We start from the raw sequence: 25,482 nt of genomic DNA on the forward strand, positions 1-25,482 counted from the left end.
ATGCTAGTCGATTCGTTCGCGAGGCGCAACTTTCCTTGATGATCTTCGATCAGTGCGGGGCGGCCCCCGGCGAGGCGACGTGATCGAGGTGGCCCGCACGGACGCCGGAGCGGCGGCGGACCCGGGCCGGCGGAGGGGGCAGCGCCCGCCGGTCGACCTTGCCGTTGGCGGTGGCGGGCAGCTCGGGCAGGAGGACGTAGCGTGCCGGCACCATGTGGTCGGGCAGCTCCTCGGCGAGGACGGCGCGCAACGCCGGCTCGGTCAGCCGGGCCGGCTCGGCGTCGCGCTCGGCGACCAGGTACGCCACCAGGGTCGGCGCGGCGCCCAGGTCCTCGCGGAGCAGCACGACGCTGTTGGCCACGAGCGGGTGCCGGTTGAGGGTCGACTCGATCTCCCCCAGCTCCACCCGCTGCCCACGGATCTTGACCTGGGTGTCGACCCGGCCGACGTAGTTGAGGTGGCCCTCCGGCGACCACCAGACCAGGTCCCCGGTCCGGTACACCCGCTGCGGCCGGCCGGCGACCGTCACCTCGACGAACCGCTCGGCGGTCAGGTCGGGCCGGCCGGCGTAGCCGCGCGCGAGGCAGTCCCCGCCAACCACCAGCTCCCCGACCTGGCCCAGCGGAGCGAGATCGCCCCGGTCGTCGAGCACGTACGCGACGACGTTGCTGATCGGCCGGCCGATCGGCACGGTGTCCGCCGGTTCGGGCCGGCGGCACTGCCAGGCGGTGACGTCGATGGCCGCCTCGGTGGGGCCGTACAGGTTGTGCACCCGCGCCCGGGGCAGCACGGCGGTGAGCTTGTTGACCAGCTTCGGCGGCAGCGCCTCCCCGCTGCAGATCACCCGGCGCAGGTCGGCGCAGCGGTCCAGTCCGGCCTCCTCGACGAAGAGGGCGAGCATGGAGGGCACGAAGTGGACCGTGGTCACCGACTCGCGGGCGATCACCTCGACCATCTCCTGCGGGTCGCGGTGCGCCTGCGGCTGCGCCGTCACCAGGGTGGCGCCGGCGAGGAAGGGCCAGAGCAGTTCCCACACCGAGACGTCGAAGGTGTACGGCGTCTTCTGCAACACCACGTCACCCGGGCCGATCCGATAGGTGTCCTGCATCCAGGCCAGGCGGTTGGCCAGCGACAGGTGCGTCATCTGCACGCCCTTGGGCGCGCCGGTCGACCCGGAGGTGAAGATCACGTACGAGAGGCCGTGGACCACCTCCTCCGGTGCCCGGTAGCCGCGCCAGTCGATGAGCGGGGCGGCCCGGTCGCCGCCGTCCAGCGGGCGGACGGGCACGGTCGGCGCGGCGCCCAACGCGGCCCGCCCCGCCGGGTCGGCCAGCACCAGCGCCGCCCCGGCGGTGCCGAGCATGAGGTCCAGCCGGGGACGCGGGTGCGCCGGGTCGACCGGCAGGTACACCGCGCCGGCCAGCAGCACGCCGAGCACCGCGACCACCAGTTCGGGGCTGCGTTCGGCGCAGAGCCCGACCACCGACCCCGGGCCCACCCCGTCCGCGCGCAGCCGCCCGGCCAGCGCCGCCGCCTCGTCCAGGAACTCGCGGTAGCTGAGGTGGCGGCCGTCGCCGCGCAGCGCGACGGCGTCCGGGGTGCGTTCCGCCTGCCGGCAGATCAGCTCGTGCACCGGGGTGCGCGGGGCGGGCGTCGGCGCGGGGTTGAAGCCGAGCAGGGTCCGGCGCTCCTCGGTGCCGACGAGCGTCGCCTCCCGCACCGGCCGGTCCGGGTGGGCGGTGAGCCAGGCGTGCAGGGTGCGCAGGCGCTCCGGCAGCCACCGGGCGTCGCCGTGGTGGCGCAGGAAACGCACCGGCAGCCCGCCCAGGGTGGCCGCGACGCCGCCGGTCGCGGCGGCCGGTGCGGGCAACAGCACGTCCGCCACCGCCGCGGGCAGCAGCACGTCCGCCGCCGGGGGCAGGCTGCGCGCCTGCGCGCGTACCTGGTCGAGGGTGTGCTCCGGGCCCACGCGCAGCCGCAGCTCGCCGCGCGGGCCGTGCACCGCGACCTCGGTCGCGCCGCCGAGGCGGTGGCAGAGCACGGCCGCCACCGCGGCGGCGAGGTCCGGGGCGTCGTGGTGGCCGGTCACGCGCTCACCAGCCCGGCCAGCACGCGCGGCGTGGCGTCCGCGGTGAGGGTGTCGATCGGCACCCGCACGCCGTAGCGGCGCTGTACCTGGCTGATCATGCGGATGAGGAGCAGCGAGTCGCCGCCGACCGCGAAGAAGTTCGTGTCCGGGCCGATCTCCGGGGCCCCGAGCAGGGCGGTCCAGAGCGCCACGAGCTCACCCACCAGGCCGTTCCCGCCGCCGGCCGGCGACGCCGGGACGTCCTTGCCGCCGGCCGGCGACGCCGAGACGTCCGAGCCCGGTGCCGGGTCGTCCGGGACCGGCGGTGCGACGTCGAGCCAGTGCCGGGTGGGGGCGAACGGGTAGCCGGGCAGCGCGACCCGCCGGCTGCCGGTGTCGCCGCGCAGCGCCGCCCAGTCCACGCCCACCCCGGCCGTCCACAGCGCACCGATCCCGGCCAGCACGTCACCGGCGTCCGGGCGGGCCGTCGCCCGTGGCTGGAGGGCGTACCCGGGCACCGGCCGGCCCTGCGGGGTCTGCCGGGCGGCGCCGGTCAGCGCGCTTCCCGGCCCCACCTCGACCAGGACCGGGTCGGGCAGGCCGAGCGCCGTCAGCACCGCGTCGTGGTAGCCGACCGGGCTGCGCAGCTGCGACGCCCAGTAGCCCGCCGGGCGGGACAGCCCCTTGCCGAGCAGCGCGCCGTCCACGGTGCTGATCACCGCGACGGTGCGGGGACGCCGCTCCACCCGGTCGGCCTCGATGCCGAACCGCCGGGCCGCGTCGGCCATCATCCGGCTGTGGAAGGCATGCCGGGCGGGCAGCGCCCGCCAGTGCACGCCCGCCCCGGTCAGCCGCTCCCGCAGCGCGTCGAGCTGCGCCACCGGCCCGGCCACCACGGTCAGGTCGGGGGCGTTGCGCGCGGCCACGTCGAGCTCGTCCAGGCCGGCCAGGTGGGGGGTGAGCGCGGGCGGGGAAATGAGGACGGCCAGCATGCCGCCCGCAGGCGCGTCCTGCATGAGCCGGCCCCGGGTCGCCACCAGGCGCAGCATGTCGTCGCCGGCCAGCTCGCCGGCCAGCGCGGCGGCGGCGAACTCGCCGACGGAGTGGCCGACCAGCGCGGCCGGGCGCACCCCCCAGGAGAGCAGCAGCCGGCCGAGGGCCAGCTCGTGCAGCGCCAGCACGGGCTGGGTCACGTCGGTGCGGTGCAGCACGTCGTGCGGGTCCTCGTCGACCAGCGCCTCCCGCGGGTCCAGCCCGAGGATCGGGGTGAGCAGCCGCGCCCCCTGGTCGAGGTCGGCCCGGAACGAGGGGTAGCGGTCGTAGAGGCCCCGGGACATGCCGGGGAACTCGGTGCCCTGGCCGGGGAAGAGGAGGACCACGCTGGGCTGGCGGGCCGCCGCCCGGGCCGGGGCGCGGCGCAGCCGGGCCACCGTCTCGGCGAGGTCCCGGGCGGCCACGGCGAGCCGGTGCGGGAAGTGCCGGCGGTACGACTGGAGGGTGCGGGCGACGTCTGCCAGCGGCAGGTCGGGGCGCTGCCGCAGGTGCTCGCCGAGCTGCTCGGCGGCGGCCCGGACCGCCTCCGGGGTGCGTCCGGAGAGCACCACCAGCTCGGTGCGCCCCTCGGGCGGGGCGGTCGGGTCCGGCACGGCCGGCCCGTCGCCCTCCTCCAGCACCACGTGGACGTTGGTGCCGCCGAGGCCGAACGCGCTGACCCCGGCCCGGCGCGGCGTGCCGTCGGTCTGCCAGGGCCGGGCCACGGCGTCCACCGTGAACGGGGTGGAGCCGTCGAGCAGCTCGGGCCGGGCCTGCTTCAGGCCGGCCAGCGGCGGGATCTGGCGGAAGTGCAGCGCCAGCGCGGCCTTGATGAGTCCGGCGACCCCGGCCGCCGCGTCGAGGTGGCCGACGTTGGCCTTGACCGACCCGAGCGAGCAGGGCCGCGCGCCCCGGGTGAAGACCTCGGCCAGCGCGGACAGCTCGATGGCGTCGCCGACCTCGGTGGCGGTGCCGTGCGCCTCCAGGTAGCCGACGGTGGCGGGGGCCACCCCGGCGGCGGCGTACGCGCGGGTCAGCACGTCGATCTGGCCGGCGATCCCGGGGGCGGTGTAGCCGACCTTCAGGCTGCCGTCGTTGTTCACCGCCGAGCCCTTGATCACCGCGTAGACGGTGTCGCCGTCGCGGCGGGCGTCCTCGGCGCGCTTGAGCACCACCAGGGCGACGCCGTTGCCGGGCACGGTCCCGTCCGCGGTGGCGTCGAACGGGCGACAGGCGCCGTCGGCCGACAGGATGCCCTTGGTCTCGTACAGGTAGCCGGAGTGCTGCGGCACGGCCACGCAGGCCCCGCCGGCCAGCGCGACGTCCGAGTCGCCGGCGCGCAGGCTCTGCGCGGCCAGGTGCACCGCCACGAGCGAGGTCGAGCAGGCGGTCTGCACGGTGACGGCGGGCCCGCCCAGGCCCAGCCGGTAGGCGATCTTCGCGGCCAGGTGGTCCTTCTCGTTGCCGAGCACCACCGACAGCAGCCCCTGCTCGTCGACCAGGCCGGGCCGCGCGAAGACGTGGTGCAGCGCGTAGTAGTTGAAGCCCGCGCCGGCGAAGACGCCGACCCGGCCGAAGGGCGCGTCGGTGGCGAGCCCGGCCGACTCGAGCGCGGCCCAGGCGGTCTGCATCAGCAGCCGGTGCTGCGGGTCGGTGGTCTCCGCCTCCCGGGGGGTGATGCCGAAGAAGGCGGCGTCGAACAGCTCCGGGTCGGTCAGCATCCCGCGCGCCGGCACGTACGCGGGGTCGTCCAGCCGGTCGGCGGGCACCCCGGCGGCCAGCAGCTCGCTGCGGGTCAGCGAGCTGATGGTGATCCTTCCGGCGGCCAGGTTGGACCAGTACTGCCAGACGTCGGCGGCGCCGGGGAACCGGCCCGCCATTCCTACGATCGCGATGTCGCCGTTCATGAGGGTGCGCCTGCTCCTTCGGTCTGTGCGTGCAGATGCCGGGCCAGCGTCTGGACGGTCGGAAAGCGGTAGAGGTCGGTCAGCGGGATCGTCCGGCCGGACAGCCGCTGCTGGAGCAGCCGGCGGACCACGGCCAGCCGCAGGGACTCCCCGCCGACGTCGAAGAACGCCTCGTCGAGGTCGAAGTCGTCGGTGCCCAGGGCCTCCACCCACGCCCGGGTCACCAGCTCCTCGAACTCGGCCAGCGACGCCGAGGACGACGCCGCGGCGGCGGTGGCGGGCGCGGCGGCGGGCGCAGAGATCGTGGCAGGCGCGGCGGCGACCAGGGCGGCCAGCGCACGCAGGTCGACCTTGCCGTTGCGGTCCAGCGGGAACTCGGCCACGGTGTGCCACTGCTGCGGGCGCGCGTACGGGGCCAGGTCCGGCTCCACCGCCCGGCGCACGTCGGCCACGTCGACGCCGTCCGCGTCGGGCTTCAGGGCGGCGCACAGGCGCAACCCGGTCGCCGGGTCGCCGACGGTGAAGACCACCGCGTCGCGTACGCCGGGCCGGGCGCGCAGCCGCCGCTCGATGTCGACCAGCTCGACCCGGTGGCCGGCGATCTTCACCTGGCGGTCGTTGCGGCCGAGGAACCGCAGTTGCCCGTCCGCGCCCCAGCGCACCAGGTCGCCGGTGCGGTACAGGCGCGGCCCCAGCTCCTGCGAGCGGACGAACGACGCGTCCGTGCGGGCCGGGTCGTCGAGGTAGCCGTCGGCGAGCCCGGTCCCCGCCGCCCACAGCTCGCCGACCGCCCCGGGCGGGACGAGGCGTCCGCCCGGACCCACGACGTGCAGGTCGGTGCCGCGCACCGGCCCGCCGATCGGCAGCGGGTCCGGGGTGGCCTCGGCGTGGTCGACCGAGTACGTGGTGGTGAACGTGGTGTTCTCGGTCGGGCCGTAGCCGTTGGTGAGCCGCAGCCCCGGGCAGGCGGCCAGCACCCGGCGCACGTGCGCCGGTGAGACCACGCCGCCCCCGGTGAAGAGCTGCCGCAGCCCGGCGAAGGCGTCCGGCCGGTGGTCGGCGACCAGGTGGAAGACGCCCGAGGTGAGCCAGGCGTGGCTGACGGCCTCGGCGCGCAGGAACCCGGTCAGCGCGCTGGGCGTCGGCTCCCCGGCCGGGAAGACCACCACGGTGTCCCCGTTGGCCAGCGGCACCAGCAGCTCCAGGGTGGACGCGTCGAACGCCAGCGGGGACAGCCGCAGCATCCGCATGCCCGGCCGGTCGGCGAAGAGCCCCGGGTCGTCGGCGAGGCGCAGCACCGCCCGGTGCGGGACGACCACCCCCTTCGGCACGCCGGTCGAGCCGGAGGTGAACGAGGTGTACGCGGTCCGGTCCGGCCCGGCCGGCGCCGCCTCGGGTTTGGCGTCGGAGACCGGGGCCGGGTCGTGGAGGTCGACCAGTGGACAGTCCGCCACGCCGGGCCAGCGCGGTCCGGGCGCGGCCACGCCGAGCCGGGCGCGGGGGGCGACCGCCTCGGCCAGGTACGCCCGCCACTCGTCGGTGGCGTCCCGGTCGACCGCCACGTAGTACGCGCCGAGCCGCAGCACGCCCAGCACCGCCACCGCCTCCGCCGCCGAGCGCGGCAGCTCCAGCAGCACCCCGTCGCCGGCCCGTACCCCGCGGGCGTGCAGCAGGCCCGCCTGCGCGACGGCGCGGTCGTGCAGTTCGCGGTAGGTGAGGGTGAGCCCGGCCTGCGGGTCGACCAGCGCGATCCGGTCGCCCGCGTCGCGGGCGTGGCGGGCGAGCCGGTGCCACACGTCGTCGGTGGCGTGGTGGGCGCCACCGGCGCCCAGCGTGCGCAGCCGGTCCCGCTGGGCCGGCGAGAGGGTGCCGACCTCGCCCAGGGGCGCGTCCGGGTCGGCGGCGAGCGCGGCCAGCGCCGCCCGGAACGACTCGACCAGCTCGCCGGCCTCGGCGGCGGTGAGCACCGACGTCGCGTACTCCAGGGCCAGCCGCGGGCGCGCCGACCAGGACTGGAGGTAGAGCAGGGCGTCGAAGACCGCGCCGTGGCAGTGCCCCTCGTGCAGCCGCCAGCGCCGGCCGCCCCCGGTCAGCTCGTCGGGGACCAGCTCGTGGTGGGCGGCGAAGCCGAGCTGCGCCAGCGGGTTGCGCGCCGGGTCGGTGGAGACGTCGAGCGCCGCGACGACCCGCTCGAACGGCACGTCGGCGTCGGCGGCGGCCTCGCCCACCGCCCCGGCCACGCCCCGGACGTGCTCGCGTACGGTCAGCGCGTCGCCGCTGGCGCAGCGCACCGGGACGACCCGGGTGCACAGGCCCACGATCTCCGCCATGCCCGCCTCGAAGCGGCCCGCCGCGGGGACCCCGAGGACCAGGTCGTCCAGCCCGGCGTGGCGGGACGCGGCCAGCGCCCAGCCCGCCATGACCACCGACGTCACGGTCACCCCGCACCGGCGGGCCAGGTCGGTCACCGCGCCGGCCGTCGCCGGGTCGAGGTGGAAGCGCAGGCGGGCGCCCCGCCCGTCGGCCTCGGCCAGCGGGGGCAGGTCGGTGGCGAGCGCCACGGTGCTCGGCGCGCCCGCCAGCCGGGCCCGGATCCGGGCCAGCGCGGCGTCCACCTCCCCGGCCGCCTCCCGCGCGGCCAGCCGGCTGCCGATCCAGTCCGGGGAGGGCGCGGGCCCCGCCGCCGCCGCGTCGTTGCCGGGCGGCGCGCCGCCTGCCGCGTCGGCGGCGTAGCGCTCGGTGAACTCCCGCCAGAGCAGCCCGATGCTCCAGCCGTCGCTGACCACGTGGTGCGCCAGCAGGGTCAGCAGGTCCCGGTCCCCGGCCCGGGTCAGCACGAACACGACCGGTGGCTCCTCGAAGGGGCGCAGCAGCCGCGCCGCCGCGGTGCCGTACAGGTCGTGCACGGTGCGGACCGCGTCGTCGCCGGGCAGCGCCTGGTGCAGCAGCCGCGGCTGGTACGGCGCGGGCAGCACGATCCGGGCCTGCCGGGGCTCGTGGACGAAGCGGGTGCGCAGCGCCTCGTGCCGGGTGGCCAGCTCCCCCAGCACCCGGCGGACGCGGGCCGGGTCCAGCGGCCCGTCCGCCTCCAGGGTGAACATCAGGTGGTACGGCGCGTCCCGGTCGAGCAGGTGCGCGGCGAGCATGGACCGCTGGCCGGGCAGCAGGTCCCGTTCGGCGGGCCGCCGCGCGAGCACCGGCGGGGCGGTGTCGACGTACTCGACCGCGTCGGCGAGCGCCTGCGCCAGCGGCAGCGCGGAGAGCAGCCGGCCCGACTCCACGTGCGCCCGCAACTCCCGCTGGCCGAGCGCGACCAGCGCGATGGCCTGCAACGAGGTGCCGCCCAGGCCGACGAAGGACTCGGTGGCCGCCGCCTGACGCAGGTGCTCGGGCGCGACGCCGAGCACTCCGGCGGCCAGCGGCGTCCAGGCGGTCAGGTCGGGGTGGCCCATCACACCGCCTCCGCCGCCGGCCGGTCGGCCGGCACCTGGCTCGCCACCGTACGCAGGTCGGCGAAGCGGGGGTTCTCCAGCACGTGACCGAACATCACCGCGAGGTTGAGCTCCTGGCGGACCAGGGTGCTGAGCCGCAGCGCGCTCAGCGAGTGGCCGCCGAGGTCGAAGAAGTCGTCGTCGTCGTCGACCGTGTCGACGCCGAGCACCTCCTTCCACAGCTCCTCGAACTCGGCCACCCAGGTACGGTCGTCTACGTCGCGCATCAGTGGTGCCTCTCTGTGTCCAGGTGGGTTGCGGGGGCGTCCAGGTAGTGCCGGGTGGCGGCGAAGGGGTAGGTGGGGGCGGGCACCCGCCGCCGCCCCGTGTCGTACGCGGGGTCCCAGGGGCCGGCCAGGCCGAGCTGCCACAGCGCGCCGACGGTCGCCAGCAGCCGGGCGTGCCGGTCGGTGGGCAGCGTCGACGGGTCCGGCCCGAACCGGGGGGTGACGCTCGTGCCGACCTCGATCCAGAGCAGCCGGTCCGCATCGGGTGGGAGCGGCTGCGGCGCGGCCGGGGCAAGCGCCGCCGCCCGCCAGCGGGTCGGATCGGCGCACTCGGCGTCGCTGAGCGGCTCCCCGCCGGCGGGCCGCAGCGGCAGCCCGGCGGGGCGGAGCCGGGCCGGGCCGAGGTCGCCGCGCAGCAGCGCCACCGCCTCCGGCAGGGTGAGCACCCCGGCCACCACCGCGCCGGCCAGCAGGCCGAGGCCGGTGCCGGCCAGTTCGCGGGGGGTGATCCCCCGACCGCGCAGCGACCGGGCCAGGCCGACGCAGGCGACCAGCCGGGTGACCCGCTCCCGGGCCGGCTCGTCGAGGGGCTGCCCGCGCAGCAGCGCCGCCCCCTCGTCGGCGGTGGCCCGGTAGACCGGGTCGGCGTCGTAGTTCGGCCGGTTGCCGGTCAGCTCGCCGGCCGCGGTGAGGTACAGGCCCACGCCCCGCGCCCGCGCCGTCGCGTCGACCTGCCGCGCCGCCGGGACCGGCGCGCCGGTGCCGGCGGCCGGACCGTGCAGGCCGGTGAGGAACGCCGCCCGCCAGGGCAGCTCGGTGCGGCCGGTCCGCAGCGTGTACGCGACGTCGGCCAGGTCGCCGGGGGCGGTCCGGGCCACGCAGTCCACCGCGCGGTCGACGCTCTCCTGGGCCGCGGCGGCCGTCTTCGCGGAGACGAGGACCAGCTCGGTGACGTGCCGACGGCGGCGGGGCGCGGGGTCCGAAGCGGCTTCGAGGACGACGTGGGCGTTGGTGCCGCCGATGCCGAAGGCGCTGACCCCGGCCCGCAGCACCCCGTCGATCGGGGTCCAGGGCCGCGCCGCCACCGGCAGGTCGAACACCGAGCCGGCCAGCTCGACCCGGGGGTTGGGGGTGCTCAGGTGGGCGATCGGCGGGATGGTCCGGTGTTTCAGCGCCAGCACCGCCTTGACCAGCCCGACCACACCGGCGGCGGTGTCCAGGTGCCCGACGACCGACTTGACCGCGCCGAGCGCGCAGGGGGCGCGGTCGGGCCGGTCGCTGTCGAAGACCTGCCGCAGGGCCGCCACCTCGATCGGGTCGCCCAGCGCGGTGCCGGTGCCGTGCGTCTCGATCAGCCCGACGGTGTCCGGGTCGACGCCGGCCACCTCCAGCGCCGCCGAGATCACCGCGGCCTGGCCGGTGGGGCCGGGCGCGGTGAAGCCGGCCTTGCGCAGGCCGTCGTTGTTGATCGCCGACCCACGGACGACCGCGTGCACGGTGTCACCGTCCCGGCGGGCGTCGGCGAGGCGCTTGAGCACCACCACGCCCGCCCCGTCGCCGGGCACGGTCCCGTCGGCGGCGGCGTCGAAGGCCCGGCACCGGCCGTCGGCGGAGAAGATGCCGCCGGGCTCGTACCGGTGCCCGCGCCGCGTCGGCGGGGCCACCGTCGCCGCCCCGGCCAGCGCCACGTCGGCGTCGTAGGTCAGCAGCGCCTGCACCGCCTGGTGCACCGCGACCAGCGAGGTCGAGCAGGCGGCCTGCACCGTGACCGCCGGGCCCTGCAGGTTCAGCTTGTACGCGATCCGGGTGGCCGCGAAGTCCTTGTCGCTGCCGATGATCAGCCCGAGGCCGCCGGCCGCCTCGACGGCGCGCTGGTTGGGCCAGACGTTGTCGAGCAGGTAGACGTTGAGCCCGGTGCCCACGTACACCCCGATCCGGTTGCCGTCGGCGGCGACCGGTGGCTGGCCGGCGTGCTCCAGCGCGGCCCACGCGCACTCCAGCAGGACACGCTGCTGGGGGTCCATCAGCGCGCTGTCCGACGGCGAGTAGCTGAACAGCCGGTGGTCGAAGCGGTCCGCGCTCTCCAGCACCGCCCGGGCCGGCACGAAGTCGGGACGCTCGACGAGGTCCTTCGGCACGCCCCAGCCGATCAGCTGCTCGCGGGTGAAGAAGCTGACCGCGTCGATGCCGTGCGCCACGTGGTGCCAGAACCGGTCCAGGTCCCGGTCCGCGCCGGGGACGCGCACGGCCAGGCCGACCACGGCCACCGCGGCGTCGTCGTCGGGCTCAACCACGGTCGCCTCCGGCGCCGCGCCGCCGGCCGGCGAGCAGGGCCCGCCCCTGGTGGCGCTGGGCGACCCGCACGTCGGCCAGCACCGGGGCGGCCTCGCGCAGGTGCGCCGCGCAGCCGGCGACCGTGCCGGCCCGGAACAGGTCCGTCACCGAGACCTTCAGCCCGTCGTCGGCGAGCCGCTGCTGCAACGTGATCAGCGCGAAGCTGTGCCCGCCCAGGTCGAAGAAGTTGTCGTGCAGCCCCACGTCGGGGCGGCCGAGCACCTCGCTCCAGCAGGCGCGTACCCGCTCCTCGAGGTCCGTGCCGGTGGCGCGGTCGGCGGCCGGGGCCGGCGCGGCGGCCGTCCGGGCCGCGCGGGTCTCGGCCAGCAGGCGGGCGGTGTCCACCTTGCCGTGGGCGGTGAGCGGGATCGCCTCGACGGTGAGGATCCGGGCCGGCACCATGTAGGCGGGCAGCGTCTGCCGCACGTGGCCGCGCAGCTCGCGTTCGGTGTCCGGGCCGGTCCCGCCGACCACGAAGGCGACGAGTTGGTCGTTCTCGGCCGCCACCGCGCACGAGCGCACCGCCGGATGGGTCAGGAACGCGCCCTCGACCTCGGCCAGCTCCACCCGGTAGCCGCGGAGCTGCACCTGGGTGTCGTTGCGGCCGAGGTAGATCATGTTGCCGTCGGCGCCCCACTTGACCACGTCGCCGGTCCTGTACATGACCCCCCGCCCGTACGGGTCGGGCAGGAAACGGGCGGCGGTCAGCTCGGGGTTGTCCACGTAGCCGTGCGCGACGAGCACCCCGCCGCAGTACAGCTCGCCGGGCACGTCCACCCCGGTCGGGCGCAGCTGTTCGTCGAGGACGTAGCACCGGGCCGACGGCAGCGGCACGCCGATGTTGCCCTCCCGGACCCGGGCCAGCTCGGCGGTGGGCGCGGCGAAGATCGTGCAGTGGATGGTGCCCTCGGTGATGCCGTACATGTTCACGAAGACCGTGTCCAGGTGGGGCGCGTCGCCGACCAGCTGGGTGAGCCGGGCCCAGCTCAACGCCTCGCCGCCGAGGACGACGTAGCGCAGCCGGGACCGCTCGCTGCCGAGCTGCCGCAGGTAGGGCGGGAGCAGCCGGTAGAGGGCGCCCGGGGTCTGGAACACCGCCGTGACCGCCTCCCGGTGCACCAGGGCGGCGAGCCGCTCCCGGTCGACCAGGTCCGCCTGGTCGGCGACGACCAGCCGGCCGCCGGTGGTCAGCGCCCCCCACATCTCCCACACCGAGGCGTCGAACGAGAAGGAGCTGGCCGCCAGCCACACGTCATCGGCGGTGACGTCGAGACCGGCGGGGGTGGGGGTGTTCAGGGCGTCCAGGCCGCCGTGCCCGACCAGCACGCCCTTGGGCACCCCGGTCGAGCCGGACGTGTAGATGACGTAGGCCGGGTCGTCCCCGGCGGGGTATTCCCGCGCCACCTCGGCGGCCCCGTCGAGGGTGTGCGGGTCGGCCAGCCGGATGCCCCGGTCGGCGGTGAGCGCCCGGGCGGTCCCGGCGGTGCCGGGCTCCGCCAGCATGATCCGCAGCCCGGCGCTGGCGGTGATCAGGTCGAGGCGCTGCCGGGGATACTCCGGGTCCAGCGGCACGTAGGCGGCGCCGAGCCGCCACACCCCGACGATGGCCGCGATCACCGCGGGTGAGCGGCCGAGCAGCAGCCCGACCCGGTCGCCGTGGCCGATCCCCAGGTCCGCGAGGCCGGCGGCGATCCGTGCGGCCCAGCGGTCCAGCTCGGCGTAGGTCACCGTCGCGTCGCGGTGCCGCACCGCCACCGCGTCCGGGGTACGCGCCACGTGCTCGTCGAAGCGGCGCAGCACCGACGGGTACGCGGCCGGCTCGGCGGTCAGCGGCGGGTTGACCTCCTCGGTGAGCAGCCGGTGCTCGGCCGCGTCCACCATGGACGGCTCGGCGTCCGGCTCGTCCACGATCGAGCGCAGGAAGGTCAGGTAGTGCCGCAGCAGCGTGGCGACGGTCTCCTCGGTGAACAGCTCGGTGCTGTACTCGGCGCGCAGGAACGGTGCGTCGGTGGAGACGTCGAGGGTGAGCCCCACGTCGAACTTCGTGACGTCGACCTCGACGTCCACCTCGGTCAGCTTCACCCCGTCGAACTCGGGAAAGGCGAACGGGAAGTTCTGCACGGTCAGCGAGGTCTGGAACAGCGGCGCGTGGCTGAGCTGCCGCTCTCCCACGGTGGCCCGCACGATCTCCTCGAACGGCACGTCCTGGTTGGCGAAGGCGGCCATGCTGGCGCGGCGGGCCCGGTCGACCAGCTCGGCGAAGCGGGGCCGGCCGGCCAGGTCGAGCCGGATCGGCAGGGTGTTGACCAGGCAGCCGACCAGACGCTCCTCGGCCTCGTCCATCCGGTTGGCCACCGGGACGCCGATCACCACCTCGTCCTGGCGGGCGTAGCGGGACAGCACCGCGGCGTAGGCGGCCAGGGTCACCGCGAACAGCGTCGCCCCGCGCTCCCGTGCCCACGCGGTCAGCCGGTCGACCAGCCCGGCGTCGACCGGCCGGCGCAGCACCGCGCCCCGGTTGCCGAGCACGCTCGGCCGGGGGAAGTCGGTGGGCAGCGCGAGCTGCGGGACGTCCCGCAGCTCGGTGCGCCAGAAGTCCAGCCCGGAGCCGTCCTGCTCCCAGGCGGCGCGCTGCCGCTGCGCGTACGCCAGATAGGACTCGGCCGGTTCGGCGTGGCCGGCGTCGTCCGCGCCGGTCAGCGCGGCGTGGTACGCGGCGGCGAGGTCGCGCAGCAGCAGCCCGACCGACCAGCCGTCGCAGGCGATGTGGTGGACCAGCACCGCCAGGGTGTGCTCGTCGGGCCCCCAGGAGCGCAGGTACGCGCGCAGCACCGGCCCCTCGTCGAGCGCGAACGCCCGACGTGCCTGCTCGGCGACCAGGGTCCGCAGGAACTCTTCCTGGGTGTCCCGGTCGGCCCACTCCCCGGCCTCGATCTCGATCTCCGCCCGCGGGGAGTCCGCCACCCGCTGGACGAGCGCCCCGTCCACCAGCGCGAACGTGGTACGCAGCGCCTCGTGCCGGGCGGTGACGCGCAGCAGGGCCGCGCGCAGCGCCTCGGGGCGAAGCGTGCCGTGCAGGTGCACCCCGAAGGCCACCACGTAGGCCGGGTTGCCGGGTTGCAGCTGATTGAGGAAGTAGAGCCGTTCCTGAGCGAACGAAGCGCGACCGGTACGAACCATACGGCGATCGTGTCCGCCCGGGCATCCCGCCCGACAGAGCGGGAAATCCCGCCCCGGCAGGGAAAACCTCCCGGTCGGCTGCCTGACAGCTCCGCCGGCCCGACCCGGGCCGCAACCCGGTCCGGCCCGGACGCGGATGCGCGCAGGGCAGAGCCGTAGCCGGAGGCGAAGGCAGAGCCGGAGGCGGATCGGGTGCTTTCCCGGCCGCCGCCGCGGCGGCCGGGCCACGCCGGGTCGGGGGGGGGGGGGGGGGGGGGCCCGGCGCCCCCCCCCCCCCCCCCCGGCGACCCGGCGGGCGGTCAGTACTCGCCGCGCCCGAAGGCGGCCAGCTCGGCGGAGTGCGCCGGGTTGCTGACGTACGTGGCGCCGATCGGCGCGGTGACCCGGCACCACATGTCGAGCCGGTCGACGTCGATCCCGGCGGCGGCGGCCAGCTCGTCGCGGCGGCGCACCATCTCCGCGCGGTCCAGCCCTTCGAGCACGTAGTCGACGGCGTCGAAGCAGGGGTCGCCGGCGCAGGCCATCGGGTCGATCGCCACCAACCCCCGGGCGCCGCCGCTGAGCACGTTGCCCAGGTGCAGGTCGCCGTGGAGCAGCACGGTCTCGGTGGGCGCCGCGAAGAGGTCGTCGCGCAGCCGCTTCGACCCGGCGAGGTCGGCGCCCCGCCGGGCCGCCGAGTTGAACAGCACGTCGATCCAGTCGGTGAGCTGCCGGGGCGCGGCGGCCGGGTCGCCGGCGGCGTGCAGGTCGGTGAGGAAGTCGGCGTAGTCGGCGGGGGTGGGCGGCTGCGCCATCTTCTCCACCAGCGTGCCCGGCCGGATCGACTCCAGCAGCACCGCGCCCCGGGCCGCCGCCAGCACCACCGGCACCCGCCCGCTGGAGGCGAACTGGCGCAGCATGTCGACCTCCTCCCGCACCGCGTAGCTGTCCGGTGACAGCTTCAGCACTGCCTCGCCCTGCGGGCCGGTGCAGCGGAACACCACCGAGGAGTTGCCGGACTTGAGCTGCTCGCCGAGGGCGAGCCCCCACTCGGCGACGAGATCGGTCAGCCGCTGCGGCAGGGCGCCGGCCCAGCGGTGGGCGGCCTTGCCGAAGCGCGGCTCCAGCCGGTTGGCGATGGCCTCCAGGTCCAGGGTCATGCGGTTCATCCCTCCACCGAGCGCAGGCCGGCCAGTGCCGCCGGGCCGCCCGCGCGGCGCAACGGCACCGAGCCAGGGCCGGGCAGGCGCGGGTTGCCGCCGGCTACCAGATCGAACGCCGGCCGGTACGGCCGCGGGCGGTCGAACCGGGCCTTGCGGGCCATCTCGATCGCCTCGTACCGGTCCGACACGTTGAGTTTGTTGAAGATCGTCGAGATGTGGTTGCTGATCGTCTTCGGGGACAGGTTGAGCCGGGCGGCGATCGCGGCGTTACGCATGCCCGCCGCGATCAGCTCCAGCACCTGCCGCTCGCGCTCCGTCAGCTCCGGGAACATCTGCTGGTCGCGCGGCTCCCGGTCGAGCTGGCCGATGAGCAGGTCGGCCACCCGGGGACCGAGGATCACCTCGCCGGTGGCCAGACCCCGGACCGTCCGCACGATGCCGTCGCCGGGGCAGCTCTTGAGCACGTACCCCCGGGCGCCGGCGCGCATGGTGGTGACCACGGTGGCCTCGTCCTCGACGGCGGTGAAGACCAGCACCGCGGTCGACGGCGAGGCCCGGGTGATCTCCTGGAGAGTGCCGGCCTGGAAGTCCGGCAACGCGATGTCGAGCACGAGCACGTCGGGGCGGACCGACGCGGCGCTGCGCAGCGCCTCCTGCGCCGATCCCGCCTCGGCCACCACGTCGATCTCAGTCGAGGCGGACAGCAGGGCATGCAGCCCCCTGCGCACCACCGGCTGAGCGTCGGCCAGCACCACCGTCACGACCCGGGGTCGTGCCCCGCCCGCGACCTCCTCCGGATCCCGGCTCGTCGTATGAGCCAGGTCCGTCGACGAGCCAACGCCGACCATTACCACACCTCACCCCGTCCTCAAGCAGCCCGCGACGCCTCCCGTCGGGAGACGTCGCGGGAACGGACCGCCTCATCGGCGTGAACAGCTACCTACGGCCAGTAGAACAACACATATACACGACCGGCGGGGCCACCTGTCAATCATCCGACCTATTTCTGGAGGTCAATTATGTAAACGAGGACCGATCGGGACTATTGTCAGTCGGAAACGCTTCACCGCCGATGACGGATCCGCAAGGTCACGACCTGCGCCTCCGGCCGGCCGACCGGCGAGGTCCGCCCCGATCTGCGCGTACGCCTAGCGCAGCGGCCCCGGGTTGTCCAGCGGAAAACTTCCCGACCGCCCGGGAATTCTGCCCGTGCACCGACTCCCGCAGGCCCTGTCCATCCGCCACCCCGATCAAGATTATTGATGACGACCGCGCCATTACACCAGGATGTGGGAACATGCCCTTTTCGCGATTGATTGATTATTCGTTCCGTTTGGTGCCGAGCGATCCGCTGCGCAGGAAACTGATCGCGATCCGGCTGGCCGAGTCGATCGGCAAGGGCGTCTTCCTCAGCGGCAGCGTCGTCTACTTCACGCTCCGCGTCGGGCTCGACGCCAGGCAGGTCGGCCTGGGCCTCTCCGCAGCCGGCCTCTCCGCCTTCGTGTCGTCGGTGCTCTTCGGGGTGATCGCCGACAGGGTGGGCGCGCGGCGGCTGCTGGTCGTCCTGTTCACCACCCTGGCGGTCGGCTTCGGCCTCTACTCCCTGGTGGGCAGCGCGGCGCAGTTCTACGCCCTGGTAGTCGCCGTCGGATTCATCGAGTACGGCACCGGACCGACGAACGGGGCCCTGGTCGGCAACCTCGTGCCCGCCGACGAACGGGTCAAGCTCAAGGCGTTGATGCGCTCGGTGTTCAACATCGGCTTCAGCATCGGCATCGGGGTGGCCGCCGTCGCCGCGCTCAGCCAGCGGCTGCTGGTGCTCATCCCGCTCACCACCGCCGCGCTGATGGCCGGCGCCGCGCTGCTGGTCACCCGCCTGCCCGACGCGCCGTCCCGGCCGGTGCCGGTGGGCTTCAAGCGCTTCGCCGCCGTACGCGATCCGCGCTTCCTCGCGGTCATCGGCGTCTCGACGATCCTGGCCTCGCACGTCAGCGTCATCCTGGTCACCATGCCGCTCTGGGCGCTCAACCGCACCACGCTGCCGCACTTCCTGGTGCCACTGCTGCTGATCTTCAACACCGTGTTCGTCATCCTGTTCCAGGTCCGGGCCAGCCGCGGCGCGGACACCGTGGCGGGAGCCGGCCGGCTCGCCCGGCGCTCCGGCTACTGGCTCGCCGGCGGATGCCTCGTCATCGCCCTGACCGCGCTCGACGACAACGTGGCGCTCGCCTGCGGGGCGATCGTCGCCGGCGTGCTGATCCTCTCGGTGGCCGAGGTGATGCAGGCCGCCTCCGGCTGGGGACTCGCCTTCGGACTCGCCCCCGAGCACGCCCAGGGCGAGTACCTGGGCGCGTTCGACCTGCACGTCATCACGCAGAACATCATCGGCCCGGCGGTGCTCTCCGGCCTGGTCATCACGTTCGGGTTCTGGGGTTGGCTGGGCATCGCCCTCGCCGCGCTCGCCGCGTCGGCGTTGATCGTCCCGGTCGCGCGTCGCAGCCAGGTCACCCTGGAGCCAGAGCCCGCCGCGGCGGCCAGCGGCGTCTGACCCTCCTGCTGAGCTGCGCCGGCTCTACGTCCACTTGTCGTCCACAAGGCACGCCTAGCCTTTCACCGGTGCGGCGAGAGCGATGGACGACAGGGGGCTCACGGTGACAGATCTGCGCTCGACGGGTCGCTCCGTACAGACGATCTACGATTCGATCGCGAGCACGTACGACCACGTCACCCGGCGCAACGACTACGACCGCTGGGTCGCGCTCTACCTGGAACTGATCGAGCGGCACGGCGCACCCGGACGACGCCTCCTCGACCTGGGCGCCGGCACCGGTCAGGCCGCCATTCGCTTCGCGCAGGCGGGATACCAGGTCACCGCGGTCGACGTCTCGCCGGAGATGCTCCGGCAGGCACGGGCGAAGCCGGGCGGCGAGGGAGTCCGCTTCGTCGTCGCCGACGTGCGGGAGCTGCCCGACCTCGGGGTGTTCGACGTCGCGGTGACGCTGGGCGAGCCGTTCGTCTACCTGCGCGACGAGCGGGAGCTGTCCGCCGCGCTGCGCGGGGTGTCCGCCCTGCTGACGCCGGGCGCCCTGTTCGTCTTCGACCTCGGCACCGCCGGATTCCACCGGCGGCACCCGTCGCGCGTGGTCGTGGAGGACAGCGAGAACGAGTTCACCGTCGTACGCGGAGCGTCGTCGCGCCGCGACCCGCACGGCTCGGACTACCTGATCGACCGGTTCACGACCGACGACGGGATCACCTGGCGGCGGTTCCACCAGCGGCACGAGTTCTCGTACTTCGCGCCGGACGTGGTCGGGCGGCTGCTGGGCGAGGTGGGCTTGACGCACCTGGCCACCCACGGGCTGCACCTCGGTGAGCTGGCCGAGAACGCCGATGAGGAGCTGCACCGCAAGAGTTTCGTCGTCGCGCGCAAGCCGGGCTGAGAGTCCGCCCAGCTTGCCGTGCGTGGTGCGGCACCGGGTCGCAGCCGGTGTCGCCGAGTCCCTGGAGGCGGGAGGAGGTGTCCGATGAAGATCGCCGACTGGAGCGAGTGACCCGCGGTCCCGTGGCGGGCCGCCTCCTGCGCCTGCCGCAGGGGCGGCCCGCCACGGACCGGGCACGGGCAGGGCGGCCGGGTGATCCAGGAGGGGAACGCCGGCGGACCCGGAATCGTGGTCGGGCAGTCGGTCGGGCTGCGGCCGGCGGTCGTCCTCGCGACGGCCGGTGGTCTGCTCGCGTTCCTCTGGGCGCTGCCGTCCCTGCGGTCGTCGCGCGAGCCGCGTGGGGCACCGGAAGCCTGACCACCCGTCCGAGGCTGCGTGACGAGGCGTTAGTTGCCGACGCCGAGGCTCGACATGAACGCCGCCGGGTAACGGTCGCCGCGCGCGGCGCCCTTCGGCACGGCCGCCTCGATCTCTTCGAGATCATCGGCCGACAGCGTGACGTCCAGCGCCGGCAACGCCTCGGCCAGCCGCTGCCGGGTGCGCGCGCCGACCAGCGGAACGATGGACGGGTCCTGCGCCGCCACCCACGCGATCGCCAGCTGCGCCACCGTGCACCCCTTCGCGTCGGCGACCCGGCGCAACGCCTCCACCAGGGCGAGGTTGTGCGACGCGTTCTCGGCGGAGAAGCGGGGACTGCGGTTACGCGGATCGTCCGCCCGCCCCGGCACCCAGTTTCCCGAGAGCAGGCCACGGCCCAGCACCCCGTACGCGGTCAGCCCGATGCCCAACTCCCGTAGGGTGGGCAGCACGTCGGCCTCGACCGCCCGCGACAGCAGCGAGTACTCGATCTGAAGATCGGCAACCGGGTGTACGGCGTGCGCCCGGCGGACGGTCTCCGCGTCGACCTCGGAGAGCCCCACATACCGTACGTAGCCGGCGTCGATCATCTCCTTGATCGCGCCGATCGTGTCCTCGATCGGCACCGACCGGTCGAGCCGGGCCGGCCGGTAGATGTCCACGTGGTCGACGCCGAGCCGGGTCAGCGAGTAGCTCAGGAAGTTGCGCACCGAGTCCGGGCGGGAGTCCTGACCGGCGAACCGCATGCCCGGCCCCACCTGCTGCCCGAACTTCACACTCAGCAGGTAGCTGTCCCGGTCGCGTCCCCGCAACGCCTCCGACAGCAGCAGCTCGTTGTGCCCCATGCCGTAGAAGTCGCCGGTGTCGACCAGCGTGACCCCCGCCTCCAACGCGGCCCGCACCGTGGCGATGCTCTCCCCGCGGTCGGCCGGGCCGTACGCGCCCGACATGCTCATCGCGCCCAGCCCCACCGCGGAAACCGTGGGACCCGTGTTGCCCAGCGTGCGTGTCTGCATCGAAACTCTCCCTCGTCGGTCGATCTCGGCTCCACCCTGCGCCGCTTTCCGGCCCGCCGGCAGCGGAGCGCTTGTCGTGGGAGCGCCGCTCCCTGGCTCGGCGCCCGGTCCTCCGGGCAGCATGGAGGCATGCAGCGCAAGCAGCTCGCCGACTTCCTGCGCCGCCGGCGCGAGGCCATCCGCCCCACCGAGGCCGGCATCGCCGACGGCCCCCGCCGCCGCACCGCCGGCCTGCGCCGCGAGGAGGTCGCCATGCTCGCCGGCATGTCCGTCGACTACGTCGTCCGCCTCGAACAGGGCCGCAGCAGCCAGCCGTCGACCCAGCTCCTCGCCGCCCTGGCCCGGGCCCTACGCCTGACCGACGACGAGCGAAGCCACCTGTTCCACCTGGCCGGCCACCAGCCGCCGCCCGCCGACGGCATCGCCCGCCTGGCCCGGGCCGGCCTGGTCCGCCTGCTCGACCTGGTGGGCGACACCCCCGCCATGGTCCTGTCCGACCTCGGCGAGATCCTGGCGCAGAACCGCATGTCGATCCTGCTCGCCGGCGACCACACCGGGCTGACCGGCGACCGCCGCTACGTCGCCTACCGCTACTTCACCGACCCGGCCGTCCGCGACCTCCACGGCCCCGAGGAATGGCAGCGGCACGCCCGCCAGCAGGTCGCCGACCTGCGCGCGGTGGCCGGCCGGCGGGCCGGCGACCCGGCCGTGACCGGCCTGATCGAGCGGTTGCGGGCGGCGAGCGACGACTTCCGGCGGCTGTGGGCCGAGCACGAGGTGGCGGTGCGCCGGGCCGACCGCAAGACGTTCCTGCACCCGCGCGTGGGCCGCGTCACGATGGACTGCGAAACCCTGGTCACCCCCGACCTGGGCCAGCAGCTGCTGGTGCTGACCCCGGCCGACGCCGAGGCCCGGGAGAAACTCGAGCTGCTGCGCGTGCTGGGGGTCGAGGAGTTCCCGGCCGCCGTGCCCCGCTGACCGGGCCCGCCCGGACGGCCCGGCCGTGGTGGTCAGAGGCTGCTGCGGTAGGGCGGCATGAACCGCAGCCGGGGCATCTGGTCGGCGAGCACTCCCCCGTCGACGACCACGTGGGTGCCGTTGACGTACCGGCCGGCGTCGGAGGCCAGCAACAGCAGCGCGCCGATGCAGTCGGCCGGCGTGCCGTAACCCCCGCGCAGCGGGATCCGCTCCGCCCAGGCGGCCTCGAACTCCCGCCGGTCCAGGGGAAACCCGCCGTCGATCGGGGTGGCGATCATGCCGGGGGCGATCGTGTTGGCGGTGATCCCGTGCGGCCCCAGCTCGGCGGCGAGCGACCGGGTGAGCAGCTCGACGGCGCCCTTGGAGGCGTTGTAGTGGGCCAGCCCGGCCTCGGCCATCAGCCCGTTCTTGGAGGAAACGTTGACGATCCGGCCCGCCACCCCGTCGGCGATCATGTGTTCGGCGGCGCGCTGGGCGAGGAAGAAGACGGCGTCCACGTTCACCCGCATCACCTCGCGCCAGGCGGCGACGGTGATCTCGTTGAAGTGCTCCAGCCGGGCCACGCCGGCATTGTTGACCAGGATGTGCACCGCGCCGCGGTCCCGGCGCACCCCGTCGAACCAAGCCGCGATCGCCTCGGTGTCGGCGAGGTCGAAGGAGTACGGGTGGCAGGCGCGGCCCCGCTCGGTCACCGCGGCCACGACCGGGTCGAGGTCGACGCCGGGCCGGTCCACCACCACGAGGTCGGCGCCGGCCGAGGCGAGGCCGGCGGCGAACGCGGCGCCGAGCCCGCGCGCCGCGCCGGTCACCACGGCCAGCCGGCCGGACAGGTCGAAGGAGGGCGGGACGGAGGAGGTCATGCCAACCCCAGCAGGTCGAGGGACGGGCGGTGGATCAGCCGCTCGATCTGCTCGGTGTCGAGCGGGTCGAGGCCGGGGATGCCGGGCACCCGCCCCACCGCCCGCAGCCCCTCGATCGAGGCGTCGACGGTGGTGAAGGGGTAGTCGCTGCCGAACATCAGCTTGTGCCACACGCCGTAGTCCTGCACGAGCCGCAGGCTGTGCCAGAGCTGGAAGGGGCGGTAGTGCAGCGCGGACACGTCGGCGTAGACGTGCCGGTGCTTGCGGACGACCGCGATGCACTCCCCCTCGTACGGGTGGCCGAGGTGGGCGAGCACCATGCGCAGCTCGGGGTGGCGGATGGCCACCTCGTCGAGGTGCACCGGGAGCGCGTAACGAAGCGGCGCGGCGGAGACGAACGTGGTGCCGGTGTGCACCAGCAGCGGCAGCCCGTGCCGCTCGGCGTAGGCGTACAGGTCGTCGTAGGCGGGGTCGGCGGGATCGAAGCCGGCGTACATCGGCATCAGCTTGATGCCGCGCAGGCCCAGGTCGCGGTGCCCGTGCTCCAGCTCGTCGCGCCAGCCGGGCTGGGTGGGGTCCAGGGCGAGGTACCCGACGAGCCGGTCCGGCCGGGCGGCCACGTACGCGGCCACCGCCGCGTCGTCGACCCACAGCCCGGACCGGCGGGCCTTGCCGCCGACGACGACGGTGCGGGTGTCCGCCGGGGCGGTGGCCGCGTACTGCGACCACCGCACCGTCAGGTCGACCTCGCCGCCGTGGGCCCGCGCCGCCTCGGCGGCGAACGGGTCGCCGACGTGGTCGGGGCAGTCGAACAGGTGCGAGTGCACGTCGACGATCATCGGCGGTCCCGCTTCTCCCACCCCTCGGCGAACATGTTCCAGAAGCCGTGGCTCGGCGGGTGCTCGGCGAACACCTCGTCCACCAGCTCGACGCCGAGGCCGGGCGCGGTGGGCAGGTCGATGTGGCCGTCGATGATCGGCAGGGCGCCCCGCACGGCGTCGAAGACGTACTCCTCCAGCAGCCCGTCGAAGGTCTCCAGGATCTTGAAGTTCGGCATCCCGAGGACGGCGTGCACGGAGGCGGTGGTGCACAGCGGCGAGTTGGAGTTGTGCGGGGCGACCACCATGGCGTGCTGGTCGGCGATGGCGGCGAGCTTGCGCACCTCGGTGAAGCCGCCGGCCATGGAGAGGTCGGGCTGGATGATGTCGACGGCCTCGGTGGCGAACAGCCGGGCGTACTCGTAGCGGTTGTGGAAGTGCTCGCCGCCGGAGATCGGCATGGTGGCCCGGGCGCGCAGCTCGGCGTACCGCTCGATGTGGGTCCACGGCAGCGGCTCCTCGAACCAGCCGAGGTCGAACGGCTCCAGCTCCCGGACCAGCCGGGCGGCGGTGTGCATGGCGAAGCGGGCGTGGCCCTCGACGTACAGCTCGATCTCTGGCCCGACGGCGGCGCGGACGGCGGCGACGATGTCGATCGAGCGGCGCAGCTCGGCCCGGGACAGCTCGCCGAGGCCGGCGCCGAACGGGTCGAACTTCAGCGCCGTGTAGCCCCTGGCGACGGTGGCCCGCGCCCGCTCGGCGAACGCGTCGGGCTCCCGGTCGCCGGTGTACCAGCCGTTGGCGTAGACCCGGACGCGGTCGCGGCAGGCCCCGCCGGTGAGCCGGTACGCGGGCACCCCGAGGGCCTTGCCCATGAGGTCGTAGAGGGCCTGGTCGACGCCGGAGACGACGATCCCGCCGACGTCGCCGCCGCGCAGGTAGTCGCCCTGGTACATGCGCAGCCAGATCTCCTCGACGTCGAACGGGTCGGCGCCGATCAGGTGCCGCCCGGCCATCGCCTCGGCGAGCTGGCAGGTCTCCCGGGCCCGGTACGGGTGGGTGATCTCGCCGACGCCGGTCAGCCCGGCGTCGGTGTGCACCCGCACGTAGGAGAAGTCGCGCCAGGCGGTGCCGAGGGTGAGCGTCTCCACCCGGCTGATCCGCCCGGCCGGCCCGACCGGCCGGGTCTTGTCGACGGTGAGCATCAGCGCCCCTCCCCGCCGTCGACCGCGCCACCCATGGTGGCGGTGCCGGCCAGCTCGGTCGTTCCGCCGGCGGCGAGGGTGTCGCGCACCGCCGCCCGGGTGGCCTCGACCAGGTGGTCGATGTCGGCGTCGGTGTGTGCGTAGGAGATGTGGTTGCGCTTGAGGTTCAGCGGCAGCTCGAAGATGCCGTGCTCGGGCATCCGCCGACGGTAGCCGATGAACATGCCGGCATCGTTGCGCAGCAGGTCGTCGTAGCTGCGGGGCGCCGGGCCGGGCATGAAGTAGGTCACGAACACGGAGCCGTGCCCGGTGACCACGGCGGGGACGCCGAGGTCGGCGAGGACCTCGGCGATGCCGGCGCGGGCCCGCTCGCCGAGGCGGTAGACGTGCTCGTGCACGGGCTCGGCGCGCAGCTTGCCGAGGGTGGCGAGGGCGGCGGCGACCACCGCGGGGTGGCCGTTGTAGGTGCCGGCGAAGAAGGCGGGCGCGCCCGGTCGGGTGCTGAACAGGTCCATCAGGTCGGCCCGGCCGCCCAGGGCGCCGATCGGGTAGCCGTTGGCGATGGCCTTGCCGAGGGTGGTCAGGTCGGGGGTGACGCCGCTGATCCGCTGCCAGCCGCCCAGGTCGTGCCGGAAGCCGGTGATCACCTCGTCGAAGACCAGGACGCTGCCGGCCCGGGTGCACTCGTCGCGCAGCGCCTGGAGGAACGCCTGGTCGGGCAGGAGGCAGCCGACGTTGTGCGGCACGGGCTCGACGATGACGGCGGCGATGTCGTCGCCGTGCGCGGCGAAGGCGGCCCGGACGGCGGCCACGTCGTTGAAGCGCAGCACGAGGGTGGCGTCGAGGACCTCCGGCAGGATGCCCGTGGAGATCGGGTCGGGCACGCCGACCCGGTCGGGGGCGGAGATCACGTTGAGGCTGACCGAGTCGTGCCAGCCGTGGTAGCAGCCCTGGAACTTGACCACCAGACGTCGGCCGGTGGCGGCGCGGGCGACCCGCAGGGCGTGGAAGGTGGCCTCGCTGCCGGTGCTGGTGAGCAGGGCCTTCTCGATGCTCGGGACCAGCTCGGCGAGCGTCTCGGCGAGTTGGATCTCGCCGTGGGTGACGGCCACCCCGCACAGGTCGACCCGCGTGCCGGCCTCGGCGACGGCGGCGTTGACGTCCGGGTCGTTGTGGCCGAGCAGGGGCGGCCCGAAGGCCGCGTGGTAGTCGGTGTACTGGCGTCCGTCGGCGTCCCAGAAGCGGGCGCCGGAGGCGCGGGCGATCACCAGGTCGGTGAGGCCCGGGATGCTGCGCTGCCCGCTGTTGACGCCGCCGGGGATGACCCGGCGTGCCCGCTCGGCGAGGGTGACGCCGGACGGGGCCGATCGTGAATTCACACCTTCTCCTCATCGGTGCGGCGCGGCGACCCAGCCCGGTCGCGACGC

General features: G+C 74.8%; 17 protein-coding genes. 4 read left to right on the forward strand and 13 right to left on the reverse strand.

Annotated features, from left to right (window positions below; genetic code table 11):
- Window positions 1–49: 49 nt before the first annotated feature.
- The 8 genes from ACFYWL_RS14985 to ACFYWL_RS15020 form a co-directional block, all read right to left on the reverse strand.
- The gene (locus ACFYWL_RS14985; RefSeq protein ID WP_386972422.1) at window positions 50–2,089 is read right to left on the reverse strand and encodes an amino acid adenylation domain-containing protein; all 2,040 of its coding nucleotides are present in this window, start codon (window positions 2,087–2,089) and stop codon (window positions 50–52) included.
- Entirely contained in the window at window positions 2,086–5,007 is a 2,922-nt protein-coding gene (locus tag ACFYWL_RS14990; protein WP_386972425.1) for a type I polyketide synthase, read from the reverse strand. Before ACFYWL_RS14990 ends, ACFYWL_RS14985 begins: the two co-directional genes overlap by 4 nt.
- The gene (locus ACFYWL_RS14995) at window positions 5,004–8,459 is read right to left on the reverse strand and encodes an amino acid adenylation domain-containing protein (protein ID WP_386972428.1); all 3,456 of its coding nucleotides are present in this window, start codon (window positions 8,457–8,459) and stop codon (window positions 5,004–5,006) included. The genes ACFYWL_RS14990 and ACFYWL_RS14995 overlap by 4 nt, the downstream gene beginning before the upstream one ends.
- Window positions 8,459–8,725, reverse strand: a complete 267-nt coding sequence (locus tag ACFYWL_RS15000) for a phosphopantetheine-binding protein (protein ID WP_386972431.1) — start codon at window positions 8,723–8,725, stop codon at window positions 8,459–8,461. Before ACFYWL_RS15000 ends, ACFYWL_RS14995 begins: the two co-directional genes overlap by 1 nt.
- Window positions 8,725–11,019, reverse strand: coding sequence for a beta-ketoacyl synthase N-terminal-like domain-containing protein (locus tag ACFYWL_RS15005; protein WP_386972434.1), 2,295 nt, complete (start codon window positions 11,017–11,019; stop codon window positions 8,725–8,727). Before ACFYWL_RS15005 ends, ACFYWL_RS15000 begins: the two co-directional genes overlap by 1 nt.
- Window positions 11,012–14,239 carry an amino acid adenylation domain-containing protein gene (locus tag ACFYWL_RS15010; protein WP_386972437.1) on the reverse strand — a complete coding sequence of 1,076 codons (3,228 nt, stop codon included), beginning with the start codon at window positions 14,237–14,239 and terminating at the stop codon, window positions 11,012–11,014. The genes ACFYWL_RS15005 and ACFYWL_RS15010 overlap by 8 nt, the downstream gene beginning before the upstream one ends.
- A gap of 299 nt (window positions 14,240–14,538) precedes the next feature.
- Window positions 14,539–15,378 (reverse strand): aminoglycoside phosphotransferase family protein, encoded by an 840-nt coding sequence (locus tag ACFYWL_RS15015; RefSeq protein WP_386972440.1) that lies wholly within the window; start codon window positions 15,376–15,378, stop codon window positions 14,539–14,541.
- A gap of 5 nt (window positions 15,379–15,383) precedes the next feature.
- Complete coding sequence (locus ACFYWL_RS15020; RefSeq protein ID WP_386972443.1) at window positions 15,384–16,229, reverse strand: LuxR C-terminal-related transcriptional regulator; 846 nt, start codon at window positions 16,227–16,229, stop codon at window positions 15,384–15,386.
- 488 nt (window positions 16,230–16,717) lie between these two features.
- On the opposite strand from ACFYWL_RS15020, the gene ACFYWL_RS15025 reads away from it, so the two are divergent.
- The 3 genes from ACFYWL_RS15025 (at window position 16,718) to ACFYWL_RS15035 (ending at window position 19,178) form a co-directional block, all read left to right on the forward strand.
- Window positions 16,718–17,929, forward strand: coding sequence for an MFS transporter (locus tag ACFYWL_RS15025; RefSeq protein WP_386972446.1), 1,212 nt, complete (start codon window positions 16,718–16,720; stop codon window positions 17,927–17,929).
- 103 nt (window positions 17,930–18,032) lie between these two features.
- Entirely contained in the window at window positions 18,033–18,821 is a 789-nt protein-coding gene (locus ACFYWL_RS15030) for a class I SAM-dependent DNA methyltransferase (RefSeq protein WP_386972448.1), read from the forward strand.
- 192 nt (window positions 18,822–19,013) lie between these two features.
- Window positions 19,014–19,178, forward strand: a complete 165-nt coding sequence (locus ACFYWL_RS15035) for a hypothetical protein (RefSeq protein ID WP_386972450.1) — start codon at window positions 19,014–19,016, stop codon at window positions 19,176–19,178.
- A 29-nt stretch (window positions 19,179–19,207) separates the two neighbouring features.
- On the opposite strand, the gene ACFYWL_RS15040 is transcribed toward ACFYWL_RS15035, so the two are convergent.
- A complete protein-coding gene (locus ACFYWL_RS15040) occupies window positions 19,208–20,194 on the reverse strand; it encodes an aldo/keto reductase (protein ID WP_386972453.1) in 987 nt (328 codons plus the stop codon).
- 129 nt (window positions 20,195–20,323) lie between these two features.
- Here ACFYWL_RS15040 and ACFYWL_RS15045 point away from each other — a divergent pair, with 129 nt between their 5' ends.
- Entirely contained in the window at window positions 20,324–21,172 is an 849-nt protein-coding gene (locus tag ACFYWL_RS15045; RefSeq protein WP_386972455.1) for a helix-turn-helix transcriptional regulator, read from the forward strand.
- Window positions 21,173–21,204: 32 nt separating this feature from the next.
- On the opposite strand, the gene ACFYWL_RS15050 is transcribed toward ACFYWL_RS15045, so the two are convergent.
- The 4 genes from ACFYWL_RS15050 to ACFYWL_RS15065 are packed head-to-tail and all read right to left on the reverse strand — an operon-like array spanning window position 21,205 to window position 25,434.
- Window positions 21,205–22,032 (reverse strand): SDR family NAD(P)-dependent oxidoreductase, encoded by an 828-nt coding sequence (locus tag ACFYWL_RS15050; protein WP_386972458.1) that lies wholly within the window; start codon window positions 22,030–22,032, stop codon window positions 21,205–21,207.
- Complete coding sequence (locus ACFYWL_RS15055) at window positions 22,029–22,871, reverse strand: amidohydrolase family protein (protein WP_386972460.1); 843 nt, start codon at window positions 22,869–22,871, stop codon at window positions 22,029–22,031. The genes ACFYWL_RS15050 and ACFYWL_RS15055 overlap by 4 nt, the downstream gene beginning before the upstream one ends.
- Window positions 22,868–24,055: a mandelate racemase/muconate lactonizing enzyme family protein gene (locus ACFYWL_RS15060; RefSeq protein ID WP_386972463.1), complete on the reverse strand. Its 1,188-nt coding sequence runs from the start codon at window positions 24,053–24,055 to the stop codon at window positions 22,868–22,870. The genes ACFYWL_RS15055 and ACFYWL_RS15060 overlap by 4 nt, the downstream gene beginning before the upstream one ends.
- The gene (locus tag ACFYWL_RS15065) at window positions 24,055–25,434 is read right to left on the reverse strand and encodes an aspartate aminotransferase family protein (protein WP_386972466.1); all 1,380 of its coding nucleotides are present in this window, start codon (window positions 25,432–25,434) and stop codon (window positions 24,055–24,057) included. The genes ACFYWL_RS15060 and ACFYWL_RS15065 overlap by 1 nt, the downstream gene beginning before the upstream one ends.
- Window positions 25,435–25,482: the final 48 nt, after the last annotated feature.

The sequence above is a fragment of the Micromonospora sp. NPDC002575 genome (genome assembly GCF_042889525.1).
GTDB classification, from domain to species: Bacteria; Actinomycetota; Actinomycetes; order Mycobacteriales; family Micromonosporaceae; genus Micromonospora; species Micromonospora carbonacea.

Bases quoted from the DNA above. Each gene is read 5' to 3' on its own strand.
- ACFYWL_RS15000 (WP_386972431.1), bottom strand. From the start codon at position 8,725: ATGCGCGACGTAGACGACCGTACCTGGGTGGCCGAGTTCGAGGAGCTG.
- ACFYWL_RS15060 (WP_386972463.1), bottom strand. From the start codon at position 24,055: ATGCTCACCGTCGACAAGACCCGGCCGGTCGGGCCGGCCGGGCGGATC.
- ACFYWL_RS15050 (WP_386972458.1), bottom strand. From the start codon at position 22,032: ATGACCTCCTCCGTCCCGCCCTCCTTCGACCTGTCCGGCCGGCTGGCC.
- ACFYWL_RS14995 (WP_386972428.1), bottom strand. From the start codon at position 8,459: ATGGGCCACCCCGACCTGACCGCCTGGACGCCGCTGGCCGCCGGAGTG.
- ACFYWL_RS15010 (WP_386972437.1), bottom strand. From the start codon at position 14,239: ATGGTTCGTACCGGTCGCGCTTCGTTCGCTCAGGAACGGCTCTACTTC.
- ACFYWL_RS15040 (WP_386972453.1), bottom strand. From the start codon at position 20,194: ATGCAGACACGCACGCTGGGCAACACGGGTCCCACGGTTTCCGCGGTG.
- ACFYWL_RS15045 (WP_386972455.1), top strand. From the start codon at position 20,324: ATGCAGCGCAAGCAGCTCGCCGACTTCCTGCGCCGCCGGCGCGAGGCC.
- ACFYWL_RS14990 (WP_386972425.1), bottom strand. From the start codon at position 5,007: ATGAACGGCGACATCGCGATCGTAGGAATGGCGGGCCGGTTCCCCGGC.
- ACFYWL_RS15020 (WP_386972443.1), bottom strand. From the start codon at position 16,229: ATGGTCGGCGTTGGCTCGTCGACGGACCTGGCTCATACGACGAGCCGG.
- ACFYWL_RS15015 (WP_386972440.1), bottom strand. From the start codon at position 15,378: ATGACCCTGGACCTGGAGGCCATCGCCAACCGGCTGGAGCCGCGCTTC.
- ACFYWL_RS15055 (WP_386972460.1), bottom strand. From the start codon at position 22,871: ATGATCGTCGACGTGCACTCGCACCTGTTCGACTGCCCCGACCACGTC.